The 19,858-nt window shown below is 71.9% G+C and carries 15 protein-coding genes; 13 read left to right on the plus strand and 2 right to left on the minus strand.

The window, feature by feature from the left end:
• Positions 1-8 precede the first annotated feature (8 nt).
• The 3 genes from HCC61_RS10030 to HCC61_RS10040 all read left to right on the plus strand — a co-directional run bounded on the left by HCC61_RS10030 (position 9) and on the right by HCC61_RS10040 (position 2,747).
• Positions 9-917, plus strand: a complete 909-nt coding sequence (locus HCC61_RS10030; RefSeq protein WP_169134941.1) for a glycosyltransferase — start codon at positions 9-11, stop codon at positions 915-917.
• Between the two features lie 65 nt (positions 918-982).
• Positions 983-1,927 carry an ABC transporter permease gene (locus HCC61_RS10035; protein WP_169134942.1) on the plus strand — a complete coding sequence of 315 codons (945 nt, stop codon included), beginning with the start codon at positions 983-985 and terminating at the stop codon, positions 1,925-1,927.
• Positions 1,914-2,747 (plus strand): ABC transporter ATP-binding protein, encoded by an 834-nt coding sequence (locus tag HCC61_RS10040; RefSeq protein WP_169134943.1) that lies wholly within the window; start codon positions 1,914-1,916, stop codon positions 2,745-2,747. Before HCC61_RS10035 ends, HCC61_RS10040 begins: the two co-directional genes overlap by 14 nt.
• 85 nt (positions 2,748-2,832) lie before the next feature.
• On the opposite strand, the gene HCC61_RS10045 is transcribed toward HCC61_RS10040, so the two are convergent.
• Positions 2,833-5,100, minus strand: a complete 2,268-nt coding sequence (locus HCC61_RS10045) for an MMPL family transporter (RefSeq protein ID WP_169134944.1) — start codon at positions 5,098-5,100, stop codon at positions 2,833-2,835.
• Between the two features lie 100 nt (positions 5,101-5,200).
• Here HCC61_RS10045 and HCC61_RS10050 point away from each other — a divergent pair, with 100 nt between their 5' ends.
• The 9 genes from HCC61_RS10050 to HCC61_RS10090 all read left to right on the plus strand — a co-directional run bounded on the left by HCC61_RS10050 (position 5,201) and on the right by HCC61_RS10090 (position 16,029).
• On the plus strand, positions 5,201-5,995 hold the full coding sequence (locus HCC61_RS10050) for a TetR/AcrR family transcriptional regulator (RefSeq protein WP_240968746.1): 795 nt from the start codon (positions 5,201-5,203) through the stop codon (positions 5,993-5,995).
• A 248-nt stretch (positions 5,996-6,243) separates the two neighbouring features.
• Complete coding sequence (gene hpnC, locus HCC61_RS10055; RefSeq protein ID WP_346777112.1) at positions 6,244-7,155, plus strand: squalene synthase HpnC; 912 nt, start codon at positions 6,244-6,246, stop codon at positions 7,153-7,155.
• A 7-nt stretch (positions 7,156-7,162) separates the two neighbouring features.
• On the plus strand, positions 7,163-8,104 hold the full coding sequence (gene hpnD / locus HCC61_RS10060; protein ID WP_169134946.1) for a presqualene diphosphate synthase HpnD: 942 nt from the start codon (positions 7,163-7,165) through the stop codon (positions 8,102-8,104).
• Positions 8,101-9,690: a hydroxysqualene dehydroxylase HpnE gene (hpnE, locus tag HCC61_RS10065; RefSeq protein WP_169134947.1), complete on the plus strand. Its 1,590-nt coding sequence runs from the start codon at positions 8,101-8,103 to the stop codon at positions 9,688-9,690. Before hpnD ends, hpnE begins: the two co-directional genes overlap by 4 nt.
• Complete coding sequence (locus tag HCC61_RS10070; RefSeq protein WP_169134948.1) at positions 9,687-10,757, plus strand: polyprenyl synthetase family protein; 1,071 nt, start codon at positions 9,687-9,689, stop codon at positions 10,755-10,757. Before hpnE ends, HCC61_RS10070 begins: the two co-directional genes overlap by 4 nt.
• Positions 10,758-10,808: 51 nt before the next feature.
• Positions 10,809-12,851, plus strand: coding sequence for a squalene--hopene cyclase (gene shc / locus HCC61_RS10075; RefSeq protein ID WP_169134949.1), 2,043 nt, complete (start codon positions 10,809-10,811; stop codon positions 12,849-12,851).
• Complete coding sequence (locus HCC61_RS10080; protein WP_169134950.1) at positions 12,848-13,522, plus strand: 1-hydroxy-2-methyl-2-butenyl 4-diphosphate reductase; 675 nt, start codon at positions 12,848-12,850, stop codon at positions 13,520-13,522. Before shc ends, HCC61_RS10080 begins: the two co-directional genes overlap by 4 nt.
• A 7-nt stretch (positions 13,523-13,529) precedes the next feature.
• Positions 13,530-14,543 carry an adenosyl-hopene transferase HpnH gene (hpnH, locus tag HCC61_RS10085; protein ID WP_169134951.1) on the plus strand — a complete coding sequence of 338 codons (1,014 nt, stop codon included), beginning with the start codon at positions 13,530-13,532 and terminating at the stop codon, positions 14,541-14,543.
• Positions 14,544-14,646: 103 nt separating this feature from the next.
• Complete coding sequence (locus HCC61_RS10090) at positions 14,647-16,029, plus strand: aspartate aminotransferase family protein (protein ID WP_169134952.1); 1,383 nt, start codon at positions 14,647-14,649, stop codon at positions 16,027-16,029.
• Positions 16,030-16,061: 32 nt separating this feature from the next.
• Here HCC61_RS10090 and HCC61_RS10095 read toward each other — a convergent pair whose 3' ends face one another.
• Positions 16,062-16,853: a tyrosine-protein phosphatase gene (locus tag HCC61_RS10095; RefSeq protein WP_169134953.1), complete on the minus strand. Its 792-nt coding sequence runs from the start codon at positions 16,851-16,853 to the stop codon at positions 16,062-16,064.
• A gap of 1,026 nt (positions 16,854-17,879) precedes the next feature.
• Here HCC61_RS10095 and HCC61_RS10100 point away from each other — a divergent pair.
• Positions 17,880-19,778 carry an ATP-binding protein gene (locus HCC61_RS10100; RefSeq protein WP_240968749.1) on the plus strand — a complete coding sequence of 633 codons (1,899 nt, stop codon included), beginning with the start codon at positions 17,880-17,882 and terminating at the stop codon, positions 19,776-19,778.
• Positions 19,779-19,858: the final 80 nt, after the last annotated feature.

The following is a 19,858-nucleotide window of genomic DNA, read 5'->3' on the forward strand; positions in this document are numbered from 1 at the left end:
GAGCCCTCATGCCGCAGCAGGGCCCGGAGCGTTCCGCGCAGACGCCGAGGCTGGGAGCCGTCGTGCTGACGATGGGCAACCGGCCGGAGGAGCTGCGGGCGCTGCTCGACTCCGTCGCCAAGCAGGACGGCGACCGCATCGAGACCGTCGTGGTCGGTAACGGCGCGCCGCTGCCCGCCTTGCCTGAAGGTGTACGGACGGTCGAGCTTCCGGAAAATCTCGGCATCCCCGGAGGCCGCAACGTCGGCATCGAGGCCTTCGGCCCGTCCGGCGCCGAGGTCGACGCGCTGCTCTTCCTCGACGACGACGGCCTGCTCCCCGAGACGGACACCGCCGAGCTGGTGCGCGAGGCCTTCGCCGCCGCCCCGTCGCTGGGCATCATCAGCTTCCGCATCGCCGACCCCGAAACCGGCGAGACCCAGCGCCGCCACGTGCCCAGGCTGCGCGCCGCGGATCCGCTGCGCTCCTCCCGGGTCACGACGTTCCTGGGCGGCGCCAACGCCGTGCGTACGAAGGTCATCGCCGAAGTCGGCGGCCTGCCCGACGAGTTCTTCTACGCACACGAGGAGACGGACCTGGCCTGGCGGGCCCTGGACGCGGGCTGGTCGATCGACTACCGCGCCGACATGGTGCTGCACCATCCGACCACCGCCCCCAGCAGGCACGCGGTCTACCACCGCATGGTCGCCCGCAACCGGGTCTGGCTGGCCCGCCGCAACCTGCCGGCCCCCCTGATCCCCGTCTATCTCGGTGTCTGGCTGCTCCTCACCCTCGCCCGCCGGCCCTCGCGCCCGGCCCTGCGCGCGTGGCTCGGCGGATTCCGGGAGGGGTGGACCAAACCGTGCGGGGCCCGCAGGCCCATGCGGTGGCGTACGGTGTGGCGCCTGACCCGACTAGGTCGCCCGCCGGTGATCTGACAAGCTCGTCTCCAGCACCACCCTCTCCCTGTTCAGCTGCGCGTGTGAGGACGAAAGTTTCCAACGTGACCGAGACAACGCACGGTGGTGCGGTGGGCGTGAAGCCCCCGCCCACACCGGACGACCGTCTGTCCCCGGCCGAGCTCGCGGCCAAGTACGGCTTGTCGGTGAGCGGGGCGCGCCCCTCGCTGGCGGAGTACGTGAGCCAGTTGTGGGCCCGGCGCCACTTCATCCTCGCCTTCTCCCGGGCGAAGCTCACGGCCCAGTACACCCAGGCGAAACTGGGGCAGCTGTGGCAGGTCGTCACGCCTCTGCTCAACGCCGCGGTCTACTACCTCATCTTCGGGCTGATCATGGGCGGCCGTAAGGGCATCCCGGGCGGTCAGGACAACTACATTCCGTTCCTCGTGACGGGTGTGTTCGTCTTCACCTTCAGCCAGACCTCGGTGCTCAACGGCGTCCGCGCGATCTCCGGCAACCTGGGCCTGGTCCGAGCGCTGCACTTCCCGCGGGCCTCGCTGCCGATCTCCATCTCGCTACAGCAGCTCCAGCAGCTGCTGTACTCGATGATCGTGCTGGTGGTCATCCTCGTGGGCTTCGGGCACTTCCCGGCCTGGTCATGGATCCTGGTCCTGCCGGCTCTGGCCTGCCAGTTCCTGTTCAACACCGGCCTGGCCATGATCATGGCGAGGCTGGGCAGCAAGACCCCGGACCTGGCGCAGCTGATGCCGTTCATCACGCGGACCTGGCTGTACGCGTCGGGCGTGATGTTCTTCCTGCCGTACCAGCTTCAGTCGAAGGCCCACGCCGATCCGTGGCTCGTCGACATGCTCCAGGCGAACCCGGCCGCCGTGTACATGGACCTGATCCGCTTCGCCTTCATCGACGGATACCCGGCCTCGACCCTGCCGCCGCACGTCTGGACGCTGGCCCTCGGCTGGGGCCTGATCTTCGGGATCGGCGGATTTGTTTTCTTCTGGAAGTCGGAGGAGCGTTATGGCCGTGGCTGAGGACACCCAGGAGGAGACGAAGACGGTCCAGCAGCAGGCGGCTCCCGCTCACCAGGAGCCGTGGGTTCCCACCGTCATCGCCGAGGACCTGCACATCGTCTACCGCGTCTACGGCAGCGCGAAGGGCAGGGGCAGCGCGACAGCGGCTCTGAACCGCATCGTGCGCCGCAAGCCGGGCGGCGGCAGCGTCCGCGAGGTGCACGCGGTCAGGGGCGTCAGCTTCACCGCCTACCGCGGCCAGGCCGTCGGCCTCATCGGCTCCAACGGCTCGGGCAAGTCGACGCTGCTGCGCGCCATCGCGGGTCTGCTGCCCGCCGAGAGCGGCCGCGTCTACACCAACGGCCAGCCGTCGCTGCTGGGCGTCAACGCGGCGCTGATGAACGACCTCACCGGCGAGCGGAACGTCGTGCTCGGCGGGCTCGCGATGGGCATGTCCCGCGACGAGGTCGCCGAGCGCTACCAGGGGATCGTCGACTTCTCCGGGATCAACGAGAAGGGCGACTTCATCACGCTCCCGATGCGCACGTACTCCTCCGGTATGTCGGCGCGGCTCCGGTTCTCCATCGCCGCCGCCAAGAACCACGACGTGCTGATGATCGACGAGGCGCTGGCGACGGGCGACAAGAAGTTCCAGCGGCGCTCGGAGCAGCGCGTCCGCGAGCTGCGCGAGGAGGCGGGCACCGTCTTCCTCGTCAGCCACAACAACAAGTCGATCCGCGACACGTGCGAGCGGACGCTGTGGCTGGAGAAGGGCGAGCTGGTCCACGACGGGCCGACCGAGGAAGTGCTCAAGGAGTACGAGAAGTTCACGGGCAAGTAGCGCCCGGCTCCCTCCTCCCCGGACGGCAGCGGCCGGCCGGGACCTCCACGGGTCCCGGCCGGCCGCTTCTCGCGAAGGTGCCGCGTCAGACGCCCGCGCCCGTACGCGGCTGCGCCTCCTCCCGCTCCGCTCCGGCGCCGGCTGCCGCCCCCGGTTCCTCCTCCGGACTCGTACGCGGCGGAACGGCCGACTCCGCGAGCCCCACCCTGCCGTGCAGCCTGCGCAGCACGCGGGGCGCGTACCAGGCACCGCGGCCCAGCAGCCGCATCGCGGCGGGTACGAGCACCCCGCGCACGGCGACCGCGTCGATGAGGATGGCCAGTCCGCTGCCCAGCCCGAACATCTGGAGGAAGCCGATCTCGCCGGTGGCGAAGGCGAAGAAGCTCACCGCCAGCAGCCCCGCCGCCATCGTCACGATGCGCCCGGTGCGCGAGAGCCCGCGTGCCACGGCCGTCGCGTTGTCCGCCCCCGCGTCGTGCAGCTCCTTGATGCGGCTGGTGACGAACACCTCGTAGTCCATGGAGAGTCCGAAGACGATGCAGAACATCAGCACCGTCATCGAGGTGTCCATGGGCATCGCCGTGAAGCCCAGCACCCCGGAGAGATGCCCGTCCTGGAAGATCCACACCATCGCGCCGATGGACGCGGTGAGGCTCACCGTGTTCAGCACCAGCGCACGCAGCGGCTGTACGACGCTGCCCGTGAAGAGGAAGAGCAGCACGAAGGTCGTGCCGACGACCATGCCGATCGCGCCCGGCAGCCGGTCGCCGATCGACGCCTTGGTGTCGACGAGCTGGGCGTCCCTCCCGCCGACCAGCGCCTCACCGCTGCCGGGGGCCTCCAGGGCTCGGATGCCGCGCACCAGGTCCTGGCGCTTCCCGGCATCCGAGCCCGCCTCCGGAACGACGTTCAGCAGCTCCGCGTCCGGCTTGCCCAGCGCGGACTGTGCCCGTCCGGCCGGTGCGGCCCTCCCGTCGGCGTAGACGCCGCTGCTCGCCTCGACACGGGCCACGCCGTCCAGCCGCGAGATCCGTCCCGCGTACTCGTCGAGCCCGTCCCGCGGCACCCCCGCCGTGGTCACGATCTGCACGGACTCGGTCGAACCGCCGGGGAAGTCCCTCGCCAGCGCGGTGCTCACCTGCCTGCTCTGCGCGTCCTCGGGGAGCACGCGCTCGTCCGGCATCCCGAAGCGGGCGCCCAGCAGCGGGCTCGCCGCGAGCAGCAGCACCGCGAGCACGGGCAGCGCCGTGAGCGCCGGGCGGCGCATGGCCGTACGCGCGAGCCGGCCCCACACCGGTGCGTCCGGGCGCCGTACGGCATCGGCCCACGGCAGCCGCCCCTTGTTCACGCGGTGCCCGAGCACCGCCAGCAGCGCCGGTACGAAGATGAGCGCCGCGAGGGCCGCGACGGCGACGACCCCGATTCCGGCGTAGGCGAACGAGCGCAGGAAGAAGGGCGGGAAGAGCAGCAGCGCCGCCAGCGCCGCGACGACCGTGGCCGCGGAGAAGGCGATCGTGCGCCCGGCCGTCGTCACGGTCGTACGCAGCGCGTCCCCGACCTGGTCGCCCGCCGAGAGCCGTTCGCGGAAGCGGCTGACGATCAGCAGTCCGTAGTCGATCCCGAGGCCGAGCCCCAGTGCGGTGGTGAGGTTGACGGCGAAGACCGAGACGTCCGTGACACTGCCGAGCACGAACAGCTCGGCGAAGGTGCCGAGGATCGCGATCAGCCCGATCGCCAGCGGCAGCAGTGCCGCCACGAAGCTGCCGAAGGCGATCACGAGCAGCACGAGCGTGAGCGGCACCGCGATCGACTCCGCGACGGCGAGGTCCGCGGAGACCTGCCCGGAGATGTCGTTGTTGAGGGCCGCGCCGCCGCCCGCCCGCACATGCACCGGTCCGCGGTCACCGCTCCACTTGTCGGTGATCTCCTCGGTGCGGTCGGCGACCTGGCTGCTGTCGCCCTTCACGTGCGCAAGTACGAGCGCCTGCGAGCCGTCCCGTGAGGTGAGCGCCGAGCCGCCCGCGTCCCAGTAGGAGGAGACGTGGGAGAGCTGCGGCGCCTCCCTCAGCTCTTCCGTCAGCTTCTCGCCGGCCTTGCGCACCGGGGCCTGCTTCAGGCTCCCGTCTCCGCTGTCGGCACTCACCAGCAGTACGAGGTTCTGCTCGCCCCCGAACTCGTCGGCGATCAGAGTCCGCGCGCGGCTCGACGGGGCGTCGGGATCCTCGAAGCCGCCCGCCTGGAGCTTGCCGAAGGCGCCGAACCCGACGGCTCCCATGGCCACGACGGCGACGAGGCCGAGTACGAGCAGGGCTCTGGGCCGGCGCAGGGCCAGTTCCGCGATTCTTCGTAGCACTGTATTGCTCCCCCCTGAGGCGTGAACACCGATGTTTACGGCGTAAACTTGGACTCTTGCAGGGGATGTTAATGCTGTCAACATCGAGCAGGATGAAAGCATGGCGGACATGGAGGCGAAGACCGGCGCGAGTGCCGCACGGACCGGAGGGGACGTGCCGGAAGAGGAGCGGCCCGCACGCGGCGCCGGCAGCGGCCGCAAGGGAGGCAAGGGCGCCTACCACCACGGAGACCTGCGCAACGCCCTGATCGGCGCGGCCACCGACCTCGCCCGTGACGGCGGCCCCGAGGCCGTCGTGCTGCGCGCCGCCGCCCGGCGCGTGGGCGTCTCGCCCACGGCCGCCTACCGGCACTTCGCCGGCCAGGCGGAACTGCTCCACGCCGTGAAGGAGTTCGGCCAGGAGCGCCTCGCCGACCGCATGGAGGCGGGCGGCCGTGCCGCTTCCGACGACGGCGACACTCCGGAGGCGGCCGAAGCGCGCATGCGGGCGCTCGGACACGGCTATCTCTCGTTCGCACTGGCCGAACCGGGCCTCTACCGCGTCGCGTTCTGCCGCGATCCGCTCCCGCTGGGTCCGCCGCCAGGCGTCGCCGTCCCCGGAGCTGGCGGGGGAGAGCAGGACGCCGGCCCCGCCTGGGAGTTCCGCTCCTTCGAGATCCTCGTCCGCGCCCTGGACGACCTCGTCGAGCAGGGCCGCATGCCCGCGGAGCGGCGTACGGGAGCGGAAGTCACCGCCTGGGCGACCGTGCACGGACTGGCGATGCTCTGCCTCGACGGACCTCTCGCACAGGCCTCGCCCGAGGAGATCGACGCCGTCGCCGAGCGTGCCTTCGACGTCCTCATCGCGGGATTCACCGCGCCTTCGGCGCCGCCCGCTCCGTCCGCGCGGCACTGAGTACCGCGGGTCCGGCACACGTCCGGAGCCGCCCTCACCGCCGCCCGGCCACGCGTGCCCGAGGCCGCTGTGGGTGACGTCCCGTCGGGTGCGCGATCCCCGTCTCCGCCCGCCTTTTCACGCCTTCCGAAGTGGCCCGTGAGGCCGCCCCGCCGCCGCCGTGCCGGAGCGGCGTGTCCGAAATAGGATGTTTTCGCCCAGCGGTGTAGAAACGGAGATGTGACGGCAATGGCTTCTGGCAGCACGTGGTGAGCGCAGAGGCGGACGCGCATGCGCGTGCCGTCCTCGCCAAGGCCACGCGGGAGAACTTCCCAGTGGCGCCCGGATTCCTGCCGCGCGAATGGCGCTACGACCTGATGGCCGTGTACGGCTACGCCAGGCTCGTCGACGACATCGGCGACGGCGACCTCGCCCCCGGCGGACTCGACGCGCAGTACCTGGGGCTCGGCCCCGGAGAGGAAAGCCGGCCCGGCCCCGACCGCCTCTCGATGCTCGACGCACTGGAGGCCGATCTGCTCGCCCTCTTCGACGACGCCCGTCCCGCGCCCGGCCACCCGCTTCTGCGGGCCCTGGTGCCGACGCTGCGGCGCCGAGATCTGACGCCCGAGCCGTTCCTCGCCCTCATCGAGGCCAACCGCCAGGACCAGAAGGTCCGCCGCTACGCCGACCACGCCGAACTCCTCGGCTACTGCGAGCTGTCCGCGAACCCCGTGGGCCACCTCGTACTGGCCATCACCGGCGCCGCCACCCCCGAGCGCATCCGGTACTCCGACGACGTCTGCACCGCCCTCCAGATCGTCGAGCACCTCCAGGACGTCGCCGAGGACCTCGGCCGCGACCGCATCTACCTTCCCGCCGAGGACATGGCCCGCTTCCACGTCACCGAGTCCGACCTGGCCGCCCCGCGGGCCAACGCCTCGGTCCGCGCCCTGCTGGCCTACGAAGCCGACCGTGCCCGTGCCCTGCTCTCGGCGGGCGACCCCCTCGTGGCCAGCGTCCGCGGCCGTCTACGGCTGCTGCTCGCGGGCTTCACCGGCGGTGGACGCGCAACCCTCCGCGCCATCAGCCGCGCCGGATACGACGTACTCCCAGGACCTCCCCGGGCCACCACGCGCGGGCTGCTGCGCGAGGTGGCCGCAACCCTGCGACGAGAGGGGTGAGCGGACCGTGGACAGAGCCCGGCCCGTACCGTACGTACCGCCGCCGGTGGCAGCCGCGTACGACTACTGCGAGTCCGTCACGGGCCAGCAGGCCCGCAATTTCGCCTACGGCATCCGGCTGCTGCCGAGCGGCAAACGCCGGGCGATGTCCGCGCTCTACGCCTTCTCCCGGCGGGTCGACGACATCGGCGACGGTCCTCTCCCGCGCTCGGTGAAGGTGGCACGGCTGGAGGAGACGCGGGAGCTGCTCGGCCGCATCCGCGACGGCGGGATCGAGCAGGACGACACCGACCCCGTGGCCGTCGCGCTCGCGGACGCCGCGCGCCGGTACCCCGTGCCGATGGACGGGCTCGACGAGCTGATCGACGGCGTCCTGCTGGACGTGCACGGCACCGCCTACGGCAGCTGGGAGGAGCTGGAGGTCTACTGCCGGTGCGTGGCCGGAGCCATCGGCCGTCTCTCGCTCGGCGTCTTCGGCACCCTCCCCGGGGTGAGCGACACCGACCGCGCCTCCGAGTACGCCGACACTCTCGGCCTCGCGCTCCAACTCACCAACATTCTCAGGGACCTTCGGGAAGACGCCGAGCACGGGCGCACGTATCTGCCCGCGGAGGACCTGGAGAAGTTCGGCTGCTCCGCGGACTTCCGCAACGGGCAGGCGCAGCCCGGCAGCGACTTCCGCGGGCTGATGCATCACGAAGTCCAGCGCGCCCGCGCCCTGTTCGCCCGTGGATACCGGCTGCTGCCGTTGCTGGACCGCAGGTCCGGTGCCTGTGTCGCCGCCATGGCCGGGATCTACCAGCGTCTGCTGGAACGTATCGCCGCCGATCCGTACGCGGTGCTGAGCGAGCGCGTGTCCCTGCCGAACCGGCAGAAGGCGTACGTGGCGGTGCGCGGACTCACCGGCATCGACGCCCGGTTCGCCGCGAGGCGGAGCACGCGCACATGACCGGAGGCGAGCGCACCACTCACTCACGCCGCGACGTCCACGGACCCCGCGGCGCCGTCGTGGTCGGCGGCGGCATCGCCGGAACCACCGCAGCGCTCCGGCTGGCCGACGCCGGCGTGCCGACCACCCTCCTGGAGTCGCGCCCGCGCCTCGGCGGCCTCGCTTTCTCCTTCCACCGCGACTCCCCGGCGGGAAGGCTCACCGTCGACAACGGCCAGCATGTGCACCTGCGTTGCTGCACGGCCTACACATGGTTCCTCGAACGGATCGGCGGTGCGGGGCTCGCACCGCTCCAGCGCCGTCTCGACGTGCCGGTGCTCGATGTGGCCCCGGAGAGGCCCCGGTTGGCGAGGCTGCGCCGCAACTCGCTGCCCGTACCGCTGCACTTGGCCTCGGGGCTCGCCTGCTACCGCCACCTGACGGCGGGGGAGCGGAGCCGCGCGGCCCGTGCGGCACTCGCCCTGCGCGGACTCGATCCGGCCGATCCCGCCCTGGACGACGTGGACTTCGCGACCTGGCTGCACGGGCAGGGACAGAGCGACCGCGCGATCCGCGCGCTGTGGGACCTGGTGGGCACCGCGACGCTCAACGCCCGTGCCCCGCATGCCTCGTTGGGCCTCGCCGCGAAGGTCTTCAGAACGGGCCTGCTCTCGGAGCCGGGCGGCGCCGACATCGGCGTCTCACGCGTACCGCTCGGGCATCTGCACGACACCCTCGCCGGCAGGGCGCTGCGGGCGGCCGGGGTCCGCGTCCGGACCCAGGCCCGCGCCCGTGCGGTCACCGCGGCGCCCGGCGGCGGATGGACCGTACACGCCGAGCACGGTCAGGGGTCCGCGGCGCAGCACCGCGAGCACCGTGCCGACGCCGTCGTGCTGGCCGTGCCCCAGCATGAGGCCCACGATCTGCTGCCCGAGGGTGCGCTGCCCGCGCCCGGCAGACTGCTGGAGATCGGCACCGCACCGATCCTCAACCTCCATGTCGTCTACGACCGTCCCGTGCTGCGCCGCCCCTTCTTCGCCGCGCTCGGATCGCCCGTCCAGTGGGTCTTCGACCGTACGGGGCCCGCCGGGCTCGGCCGGGGCCAGTACCTCGCCGTATCGCAGTCGGCCGCGCAGCAGGAGATCGACCGGCCGGTCGCGGCGCTGCGCGAGCGCTATCTCCCGGAACTGGCACGCCTGTTGCCCGCCGCACGCACGGCTCGCGTGCTCGACTTCTTCGTGACCCGGGAGCGCGCCGCCACCTTCGACCCCCGTCCCGGCGTCGGCCGGCTGCGCCCCGCGGCCCGTACCTCGGCGCCCGGTGTCTGCCTCGCCGGAGCTTGGACCGATACTGGCTGGCCCGCGACCATGGAGAGCGCCGTGCGGAGTGGGACGACCGCCGCCCGGGAGGCCCTCACCGCCGTGGGCAGCACGTACGACAATGATCCGGTGCCCGGCACCACACGAAAGGGCGGTGGCATGAGCAGCGCCGATCAAGGCGGCACGTCCGGAGGACCCAGACGGACGGCACAGCACCAACCCCCCACACCAGCACCGCGAGCAGCCGTACCCCCACGAGCGGCACCCAACGCAGAGGAGACCCCGTGACCACGGCGAACCAGCACTCCGTCGTCGACAACGCGAGCGTCAGCGCTCTGCTGGAGCGCGGGCGCAGGCTCGCAACTCCCTTGCTGCGCGCCGCCGTCGACCGGCTCGCACCTCCGATGGACACCGTCGCCGCGTACCACTTCGGGTGGATCGACGAATCCGGCCGCCCCTCCGAGGCGCACGGCGGCAAGGCCGTACGGCCCGCACTCGCGCTGCTCTCGGCCGAGGCGGCGGGCGCCGCACCGGAGACGGGCCTGCCCGGAGCCGTCGCCGTCGAGCTCGTGCACAACTTCTCGTTGCTCCACGACGACCTGATGGACGGCGACGAGCAGCGGCGCCACCGCGACACCGTGTGGAAGGTCCACGGCCCGGCCCAGGCGATCCTCGTCGGCGACGCGCTCTTCGCCCTCGCCAACGAAATACTGCTGGAGCCCGGCACCCCCGAGGCCGGCCGCGCGACCCGGCGCCTGACGCGGGCCACCCGCAGGCTCATCGACGGGCAGGCGCAGGACATCTCCTACGAGCACCGTGAAGAGGTCACGGTCGAGGAGTGCCTGGAGATGGAGGGCAACAAGACCGGCGCGCTGCTGGCCTGTGCCGTCTCCATCGGGGCGGTGCTCGGCGGCGCCGACGACCGCACGGCCGACGCCCTGGAGTCCTACGGCTACCACCTGGGACTCGCCTTCCAGGCCGTCGACGACGTGCTGGGCATCTGGGGCGACCCGGAGGCCACCGGCAAACAGGCCTGGAGCGACCTGCGGCAGCGCAAGAAGTCGCTGCCCGTGGTGGCCGCCCTCGCCTCGCCGGACCCCGCCGCCACGCGGCTCGCCGAACTGATGAGGACCGACGCGAAGAAGAGCCAGGCGGAGTTCGAGGACTTCGACGAGGCCGAGTTCGCCACGCGGGCCGCGCTGATCGAGGAGGCCGGCGGCCGCGAGTGGACCTCGGCGGAGGCACAGCGGCAGCACTCCACCGCACTCGCCGCCCTCGGACCGCTCGACATGCCGGGTCATGTGCGCGATCAGCTGACCGCGCTGGCCGACTTCGTCGTCGTACGACAGCGATGACCATCTGCCCCGGCGTTCGGGCCGTCGCCGGAGCATCCGGAAGGGAATGAGATGACAGCGACGACGGACACCGGCACCGGGGCCACCGCACCCGCCACCGCCACGACACCCCCCACGGACGGCGCCGAGCAAGCGCGAGAGGCCGGCAGCCTGGCCGACCGCGCCGCGCGTGCCGCCGCGCTCGCCTCGGAGCATCTGCTCGACAGACAGGACGCGGCGGGCTGGTGGAAGGGCGACCTGGAGACCAACGTCACCATGGACGCCGAGGACCTGCTGCTGCGCGAGTTCCTCGGCGTCCGCGACGAGACGACCACGCGCGAGGCGGCCCGCCACGTACGTGCACAGCAGCGCGACGACGGCACCTGGGCCACCTTCCACGGCGGGCCGGGGGACCTCTCCACCACGATCGAGGCGTACGTCGCGCTGCGGCTCGCGGGCGACGACCCCCACGCGCCGCACATGGAGCGGGCGTCGGCGTGGGTGCGCGAGCAGGGCGGCGTCGCCTCCAGCCGGGTCTTCACGCGGATCTGGCTGGCGCTCTTCGGCTGGTGGCGCTGGGCGGACCTGCCGGAGATGCCGCCGGAGATGATCTGGTTCCCGAAGTGGTTCCCGCTGAACATCTACGACTTCGGCTGCTGGGCCCGGCAGACGATCGTGCCGCTGACCGTCGTGTGCGCGAAGCGCCCCGTACGGGCGGCGCCGTTCTCCCTCGACGAGCTGCACCGCGACCCCGGGCGCCCCAATCCGCCGCGGCCCATGGCACCGGCGGCAAGCTGGGAGGGCTTCTTCCAGCGCCTGGACCGCACGCTCCACGCATACCGCCGGGTCGCCTCGCGCTCGCTGCGCAGGGCCGCGCTGCGCAGCGCCGCCCGGTGGATCGTCGAGCGGCAGGAGAACGACGGCTGCTGGGGCGGCATCCAGCCGCCCGCCGTCTACTCGCTGATCGCCCTGCGGCTGCTCGGCTACGACCTCGATCACCCGGTGATGCGGGCGGGGTTGGAATCCCTGGACCGGTACACGGTGCGGTATGAGACGGCGGGCGGTGAGGACGGTGGCCAGAAGGCGGAGGGCGGCACGGCGCGCATGGTCGAGGCGTGCCAGTCCCCGGTGTGGGACACCTGCCTGGCCACCATCGCCCTCGCCGACGCCGGGCTTCCGGCGGACCATCCCGCGCTCGTCAAGGCCGCGGACTGGATGCTCGGCGAGCAGGTGCTGCGGCCCGGCGACTGGTCCGTACGCAAGCCTCAACTGCCGCCCGGCGGCTGGGCGTTCGAGTTCGAGAACGACAACTACCCGGACGCCGACGACACCGCGGAGGTCGTGCTCGCGCTGCGCCGCGTACGCCACCACGACCAGGCGCGGGTCGACACCGCCGTGCGCAGGGCCGTGCGCTGGAGCCTGGGCATGCAGTCACGGAGCGGCGCGTGGGGTGCCTTCGACGCCGACAACGACAGCCCCTTCCCCAACCGCCTGCCGTTCTGCGACTTCGGCGAAGTGATCGACCCGCCGTCGGCCGATGTCACCGCGCACATGGTGGAGATGCTCGCGGCCGAGGGCCGCGGCGACGATCCGCGGGTGCGCAGGGCCGTGTCCTGGCTGCTGTCCGAACAGGAGGTCGGCGGCGCCTGGTTCGGCCGCTGGGGCGTCAACTACGTCTACGGAACGGGCTCCGTCGTGCCGGCGCTCGTCGCCGCCGGGCTGCCCGCCTCCCATCCGGCCGTGCGCCGCGCCGTCGGCTGGCTGGAGAGCGTGCAGAACGGCGACGGCGGCTGGGGCGAGGACCTGCGCTCCTACCGCCCCGGGCACGAACGAGAGTGGGCCGGACGCGGCACCTCCACCGCCTCGCAGACCGGCTGGGCGCTGCTCGCCCTGCTCGCCGCGGGGGAGCGGGAGTCCATGGCCGTCGAGCAGGGCGTCAGCTGGCTCGCACGCACGCAGCGGGAGGACGGCTCCTGGGACGAGCCGCACTTCACCGGCACCGGCTTCCCCTGGGACTTCTCCATCAACTACCACCTCTACAGGCAGGTCTTCCCGCTCACCGCGCTCGGCCGGTACCTGTACGGCACGGGCACCGGGCCGCAGGAAGAGAGATGACCGACTCCGGCGACCGCGGCCCGCTGCTGATCGCCTGCGCGCTGGGCATCGAGCGGCTCGCGCTGCGGCGCCTCGGCGTCTCCCCGTACGGGGCGGACGCGGCGGACGGCACCGGGGGCCCGGTCACCGTGCTGCGCACCGGCATGGGTCCCCGCGCCGCGGAACGCGCGGTGGAACGGGCGCTGCGGGACGAGCGCGAGCCGGGCGGCACCGCAGTGGTGGCGACGGGATTCTGCGCCGGGCTCATGCCCGGACTGCACCCCGGCGACCTCGTCGTCGCCGACGAGACACGGGACGCAGCCGGCCGTACGCAGTGCACCGGCACACAGCTGCTTGCCGACGCGCTGCGCCCGTACGGAACCGTTCACGTAGGCCCCCTCGCCGGCTCCGCGCACATCGTGCGCGGTCCCGCGCGGGCCGCCCTGCACGCCGCGACCGCCGCCGTCGCCGCCGACATGGAGTCCGCCGCGACGCTCCGGACCGCCGCACGCACGGGCCCGGCGGGGCGGCAGCGCCCTGTTGCGGCCGTACGGGTGGTGGTCGACGCCCCCGGACATGAACTCATCCGTCCCGGGACACTGCGAGGTGGAATATCGGCATTCCGCGTTCTTCGCGGCGTTATGCCCGCATTCCTCGAATGGCACCGATCCTTGCTGCTCCCCTGGAGGTGAGCGAGTCATGGCCATGCCTCTGCGCCAGACCGTCCGAATCGGCAGCTATCTCTTCCAGCAGAAGCTGCGAGGCCGCGAGAAGTTCCCGCTGATCGTGGAGTTGGAGCCACTGTTCGCATGCAACCTCAAGTGCGAGGGCTGCGGGAAGATCCAGCACCCGGCGGGTGTGCTCAAGCAACGGATGCCGGTAGCGCAGGCGGTGGGGGCCGTTACGGAGTCGGGGGCGCCGATGGTGTCCATCGCGGGCGGGGAGCCGCTGATGCACCCGCAGATCGGGGAGATCGTCCGACAGCTCGTGGCGAAGCGGAAGTACGTCTTCCTCTGCACCAACGCCATGCTGCTGCGCAAGAAGCTGGACGAGTTCACCCCGTCCCGGTACTTCGCCTTCGCCGTGCACATCGACGGGCTGCGGGAGCGGCACGACGAGTCCGTGGCGAAGGAAGGCGTCTTCGACGAGGCCGTCGAGGCGATGAAGGAGGCCAAGCGGCGCGGCTTCCGCGTCACCACCAACTCCACCTTCTTCAACACCGACACCCCGCAGACCGTCATCGAGGTGCTCGACTACCTCAACGACGAGCTGAAGGTGGACGAGATGATGGTCTCGCCCGCCTACGCCTACGAAAAGGCCCCGGACCAGGAGCACTTCCTCGGCGTCGAGCAGACCCGCGAACTCTTCCGCAAGGCCTTCGCCGGCGGCAACCGGCGCCGCTGGCGCCTCAATCACAGCCCGCTCTTCCTCGACTTCCTCGAGGGCAAGGCCGACTTCCCGTGCACCGCGTGGGCCATCCCCAACTACTCCCTCTTCGGCTGGCAGCGGCCCTGCTACCTGATGAGCGACGGCTACGTGCCCACGTACAGGGAGCTGGTCGAGGAGACCGACTGGGAGGCGTACGGACGCGGCCGCGACCCGCGCTGCGCCAACTGCATGGCGCACTGCGGCTACGAGCCCACCGCGGTGCTGGCGACGATGAGTTCGCTCAAGGAGTCGCTGCGCGCGGCACGGGACACCGTGCGCGCCTGAGACGGCCGCCGGACGGCCGCGGCCGCCGGGCCGTACGCCACGGGCCGCACATCGCGGGCCGCAGATCACGACGGGAATCCGACACCGGGAAGGGGGCCGGGGGATGAGCGACTTCGACCTCAAGGAGCTGCTCGCGCAGCGCGCGGCCGAACGGTACGAGCTGCACGCACGCCACCTGAACCACCAGCAGCCGCGGATGCTGCGCACGATCGGCTTCGACAAGGTCTACGAACGGGCCGAAGGCGCCCTCCTGTTCGACGCCGACGGCAACGACTACCTCGACATGCTCGCCGGCTTCGGCGTGATGGGGATCGGGCGTCACCACCCCGTGGTGCGGCAGGCGCTGCACGACGTGCTCGAAGCGCAGCTCGCCGACCTCACCCGCTTCGACTGCCCGCCGCTGCCGGGCCTGCTCGCCGAGCGGCTGCTCGCTCTCGCGCCGGGAATGGAACGGGTCTACTTCGGCAACAGCGGTACCGAAGCTGTCGAGACGGCGCTGAAGTTCGCCCGCTGCGCCACCGGCCGGTCCCGGGTCCTCTACTGCGACCACGCCTTCCACGGGCTCACCGCCGGGTCGCTGTCCGTCAACGGCGAGGCGGCCTTCCGCCGCGGCTTCGGCCCGCTGCTGCCGGACACGGCCGTGCCGCTGGGCGATCTGGCCGCTCTGGAACGGGAGTTGAGGAAGGGAGAGGTCGCGGCGCTCATCGTCGAGCCGATCCAGGGCAAGGGCGTACACGCCGCACCCCCCGGCTATCTGGCGGCGGCCGGTGAACTGCTGCGCCGGCACGGCGCGTTGCTGATCGTGGACGAGGTGCAGACCGGGCTGGGACGCACCGGGGACTTCTTCGCCTACCAGCACGAGCCCGACGTCCGGCCGGACCTGGTGTGCGTGGCCAAGGCCCTCTCGGGCGGCTACGTGCCCGTCGGTGCGACGCTCGGCAAGGAGTGGATCTTCAAGAAGGTCTACTCGTCGATGGACCGGGTGCAGGTCCACTCGGCGAGCTTCGGTGCCAACGCCCAGGCGATGGCCGCCGGTCTGGCGACGCTGGCCGTGCTGGAGAACGAGGACCTCACGGCGAGGGCGCGCCGCACGGGCGAGAACCTGCGCGACCGGCTCGCGGCGCTCGTGGGGGAGTACGAGATGCTGCACGAGGTGCGCGGGCGCGGACTGATGATCGGCATCGAGTTCGGCAAGCCCAAGTCACTCGGGCTGCGCGGCCGTTGGACGATGCTCCAGGCGGCGCGCAAGGGCCTCTTCGCACAGATGGTGGTCGTGCCGCTGCTCCAGCGCCACCGCATCCTCACCCAGGTCTCCGGCGACGAGCTCGAAGTCATCAAGCTCACACCGCCGTTGGTGATCGGCGAGGCCGACGCCGACCGGTTCGTCCGCGCGTTCAAGGAGATCATGGACGAGGCGCACGACGGCGGCGGACTGATGTGGGAGTTCGGGCGCAATCTGATCAGGCACGCCGCGGCGAACCGCTGAGCACGCCGGCCGCGCCCCTGCTCAGCCGTCCCTCAGCCGTCCTCCAGCATCCTCTCCTGAAGGCGCTCACGGGTGGCCCGGTCCAGGCCCAGCCCCTCGGTGAGATACCGCTCGACGCCGCCCCACGTCTCCTCGATGGTGGTCATGGCGGCGGCGAGGTAGGCGGCACGGGCGTCGAAGAGCGGTGAGAGCAGCTCCGCCACCTCGGGAGACACCTCGCCCTTCGCGCCCCGGTGCATCTTGTACCTGCGATGGGGCGAGTTGGAGCGCAGATAGTCGGCCTCGATCGCCTCCTGGTCCACGCCGACGGCCATCAGCGTCACCGCGACCGAGAGACCCGCGCGGTCCTTGCCCGCCGCGCAGTGCATCAGCGCGGGCACGCTGTCCTCCGCGAGCGTGTGCAGGATCCGGCTGTGCTCAGCGGTGCGGTTCTTGATCATCGAGCGGTACGAGGCGATCATGCGGGCCGCGCCCTGCCCGTCCGCGAGCACGGTGCGCAGCTGGTCCAGCTCGCCGTCGCGCACCATCTTCCAGAACTCCGCGCCGTCGGCGGGGTCGGAGAGCGGGATGTTGAGGTTGCGCACGCCCGGCAGCTCCACGTCCGGGCCCTCCAGGGCCTGGTCCGCGGAGTTGCGGAAGTCGAAGACCGTGTGCAGTCCCAGGCCGCCCAGGAACCGGGCGTCCTCCGGGGTCGCGTGCGCGAGATGGCCGCTCCGGAAGAGCACGCCGTGCCGGAGGCGCCGCCCGTCCGCCGTCGGCACTCCGCCGACGTCGCGGAAGTTGCGCACCCCGGTCAACGTGGGTTCGGTGGACTGCTGGCTCACGGATGCTCCTCGTCTGTGCGACGGCGTGCTGCCCGCACCGACGATACGACATGGTCAGGGTGCGGCCGGTGTGCCCGAGTGCGCCCATCACGCACGGTCTCGCGGCGCCCGCCGTGGGTGTCCGTCCGTTTCGTCACTCGTGGTGCCGTGTGTGCCGCGAGGGTCGAATTCAGGCCCCATATCGGGGTTGCGGCCTGAACGCCGCCGGGGGCGACGTGAGGGGCGCTCCGATGCGCATATGCCGGTGTCAGCGAACGGACCCGGTCCTGCATGCATGCGTATGCGCTGTTCGTCCGTATCGGATCACGCGGTGTGCCGGACAGGGGGATTCCGGTTGTGAATCGGTTCATGGGGAACGTGGCGCAGGCCGTCCGCGCGCGGGGCCGTGGTCTTGTGAACTCGCCTGTTCCGTCCGCGAGTTCGCAGCTCATCGGTGATGAATCGGTGAACTCGGTGACGGCCGGGCCGACTTGAGGGGGCTCCGGTCCGGTGTCCGCCGCCCCCGCCGCCGGGTGGCGAGCAAGTGGCTAAGAGTAACTGAGGGGCTGCACAAGGCAGTTACGCTCACCTCGCGTGACCCTGTGACTACGACAGCGATCTTCACTCGTTAGGAGCTGGCGAAGGGTGGCGAATATGTCATCCGCGTCCGTGATGAGTGGTTGTGCGCATTAGCTTGGCCGAGGCGCTGCCAGAGCTGACGTGCCCTGTGCCCGTGCTTCGAAGAAGCCCACCAGCCGACCTTGCGATCAACCGAGGAATCCGATGTCTGAACCCCCGAACCATGCGGTGCATACAGGAAGGGGAAGATCCGGCCCGGCACCGACGTCAGGGCCCCACCCCGGGAACGCCCCGCTTCCGGTCGCAGCTCAGGGGCCCCGCGACTCCGCCACGCAGGCCGCCACGGCAGCGCTCGCAGGGCACGCGGCGGCCGCGGCATCCGCAGCGCCCTCGGCCAACGGTTCCAGGCGACGGCACGGCCGCACTCCCGTACGTCAGAGCCCGGGCGACGCGGCGCTCAGGCTCCGCATGGTGCGCCTGGCCGTCTTCCCCGCGTCCGTCATCGCCGTCGCGGGCGCAGCCGTGGTCGCGTACGTGATGACCGCCGAGGGCAGCATCCGCGCCTCGGGGGCGCCCGCGCGGGGCGACGGCGGGCTCGTGCTCTGGATCGTCCTCGCCGCGGCGCTCTTACTCGTGTGCGGCGTCATCGTCGTCGCCGCGCACTCCGCCACCGTCCAGGCCCGTCGCGCGCTGGAGCGCCAGACCGAGCTGCGCCGCTCCGTGGCACGCGGGCGGTCCGACATCCGCGCCCTGCTGAGCAGCCTCGAACAGGGCGCCCGCCCCCGTCCCCGCCCGCTGCCGGCGCTGCCCGAACCCGACGTGCAGGCAGACGCGTTCGAGCTCCTGGCCCATGAACTCGCCCACGCCCAGCACTCCGCGGAGACCGCCGTCACCGAGGCCGTGGCGCTCGTACGCAGCAACTCCAGCGGCAGCGAGGAGAAGGTCGAGGTCTTCGTCAACCTCGCCCGTCGCCTCCAGTCGCTCGTACACCGCGAGATCGAGCTGCTCGACGAGCTGGAGAACGAGGTCGAGGATCCCGATCTGCTCAAGGGGCTCTTCCACGTCGACCACCTCGCGACCCGAATCCGGCGGCACGCGGAGAACCTCGCCGTGCTGGGCGGTGCCGTCTCCCGCCGCCAGTGGAGCCGCCCGGTCACCATGACCGAGGTGCTGCGCTCGTCCATCGCGGAGGTCGAGCAGTATCCGCGGGTCAAGCTCGTGCCGCCGATCGAGGGCACCCTGCGCGGTCACGCCGTGGCCGACGTGATCCACCTGCTGGCCGAACTCGTCGAGAACGCAACGGTGTTCTCCGCTCCGCAGACCCAAGTGCTGCTCCGTGCGCAGCATGTGACGGCGGGTCTGGCCATCGAGGTCGAGGACCGCGGCCTGGGCATGCCCGCCGCCGAGCAGAACCGTATGAACGCCGTGCTCTCCGACCCCGAGCGCATCGACGTCGGCGAGCTGCTACAGGACGGACGGATCGGGCTGTTCGTGGTCTCGGCGCTCGCCCAGCGGCACGGCATCGTCGTACAGCTTCAGAGCAACATCTACGGGGGCATCCAGGCCGTGCTGGTGCTGCCGCGCGAGGTCCTCGGCGACGAGCCCGCGAGCCCGGTGGAGCAGTCCGGCGCGGCCGTCGCCACCGGTACGGCCGCGGCCCGGAACGGGGCGGCCCGCATGCCGCATGCCCGTACGGAGAGCACCGAGCATCCGCTGCCGGCGGCCCCGGAGGGAGCGCGTCAGCCGCAGCCGCCACTCCAGCCGCAGGCCTCGCTCCACTCGCAGGACCCGCTTCAGTCGCAGGCCTCGCAGGATCCGCTTCAGTCGCAGGAGGGGGCGCATCCGCAGTCCCGGCCCCTGCCGGAGCCGCGGTCCCGGTCCGAGGCGCACGCTCACGCCCAGTCCCAGTCCCAGTCCCAGCTCGGGTCGCGGGCGCAGTCCGGGGCGGACGACTCGACGGCCCCGTCGCCCGCCGCGGCCTCGTACTCCCCGCCGCGGCCCGGCGCGGAGCCCCGCCTCCCGGGGCACTCACGGCGCCAGACGTCCGCGCCCGCTTCCCAGCCCGCAACCGCCGCCGTGAACGGCGAGCGTCCCGAACTGCCGCGGCGCCGGCGCCAGGAGCATCTCGCGCCCGAGCTTCGTGAGGCACCGCCCGCGCGGGGCGGTGAGCCGGGCGGCACCTCCTGGGACGCGACGACGCAGGGCCACGATCCCGGCCTGATGGCCGCCTTCCAGCGCGGTACGAGCCGCGCCGAGGAATCCGACGGCGACGCCGCAGGCCCCGGCCCGGGTCCCGACGCCGGCGCGAGCACAGGCATGAGCACAGGCACGAGCACCGGCAACGAAGCTCCCCACCCCGCCGACTGAGGCCGGGCCGGTGCGTTTTCCGCGATCCTCCGGCCTGCGGCACGGGCGTTCCCACCTGCCCACCGTTGCGGCGGATCAGA

The sequence above is a fragment of the Streptomyces sp. HNM0575 genome, from assembly GCF_012726265.1.
Taxonomy (GTDB): domain Bacteria; phylum Actinomycetota; class Actinomycetes; order Streptomycetales; family Streptomycetaceae; genus Streptomyces.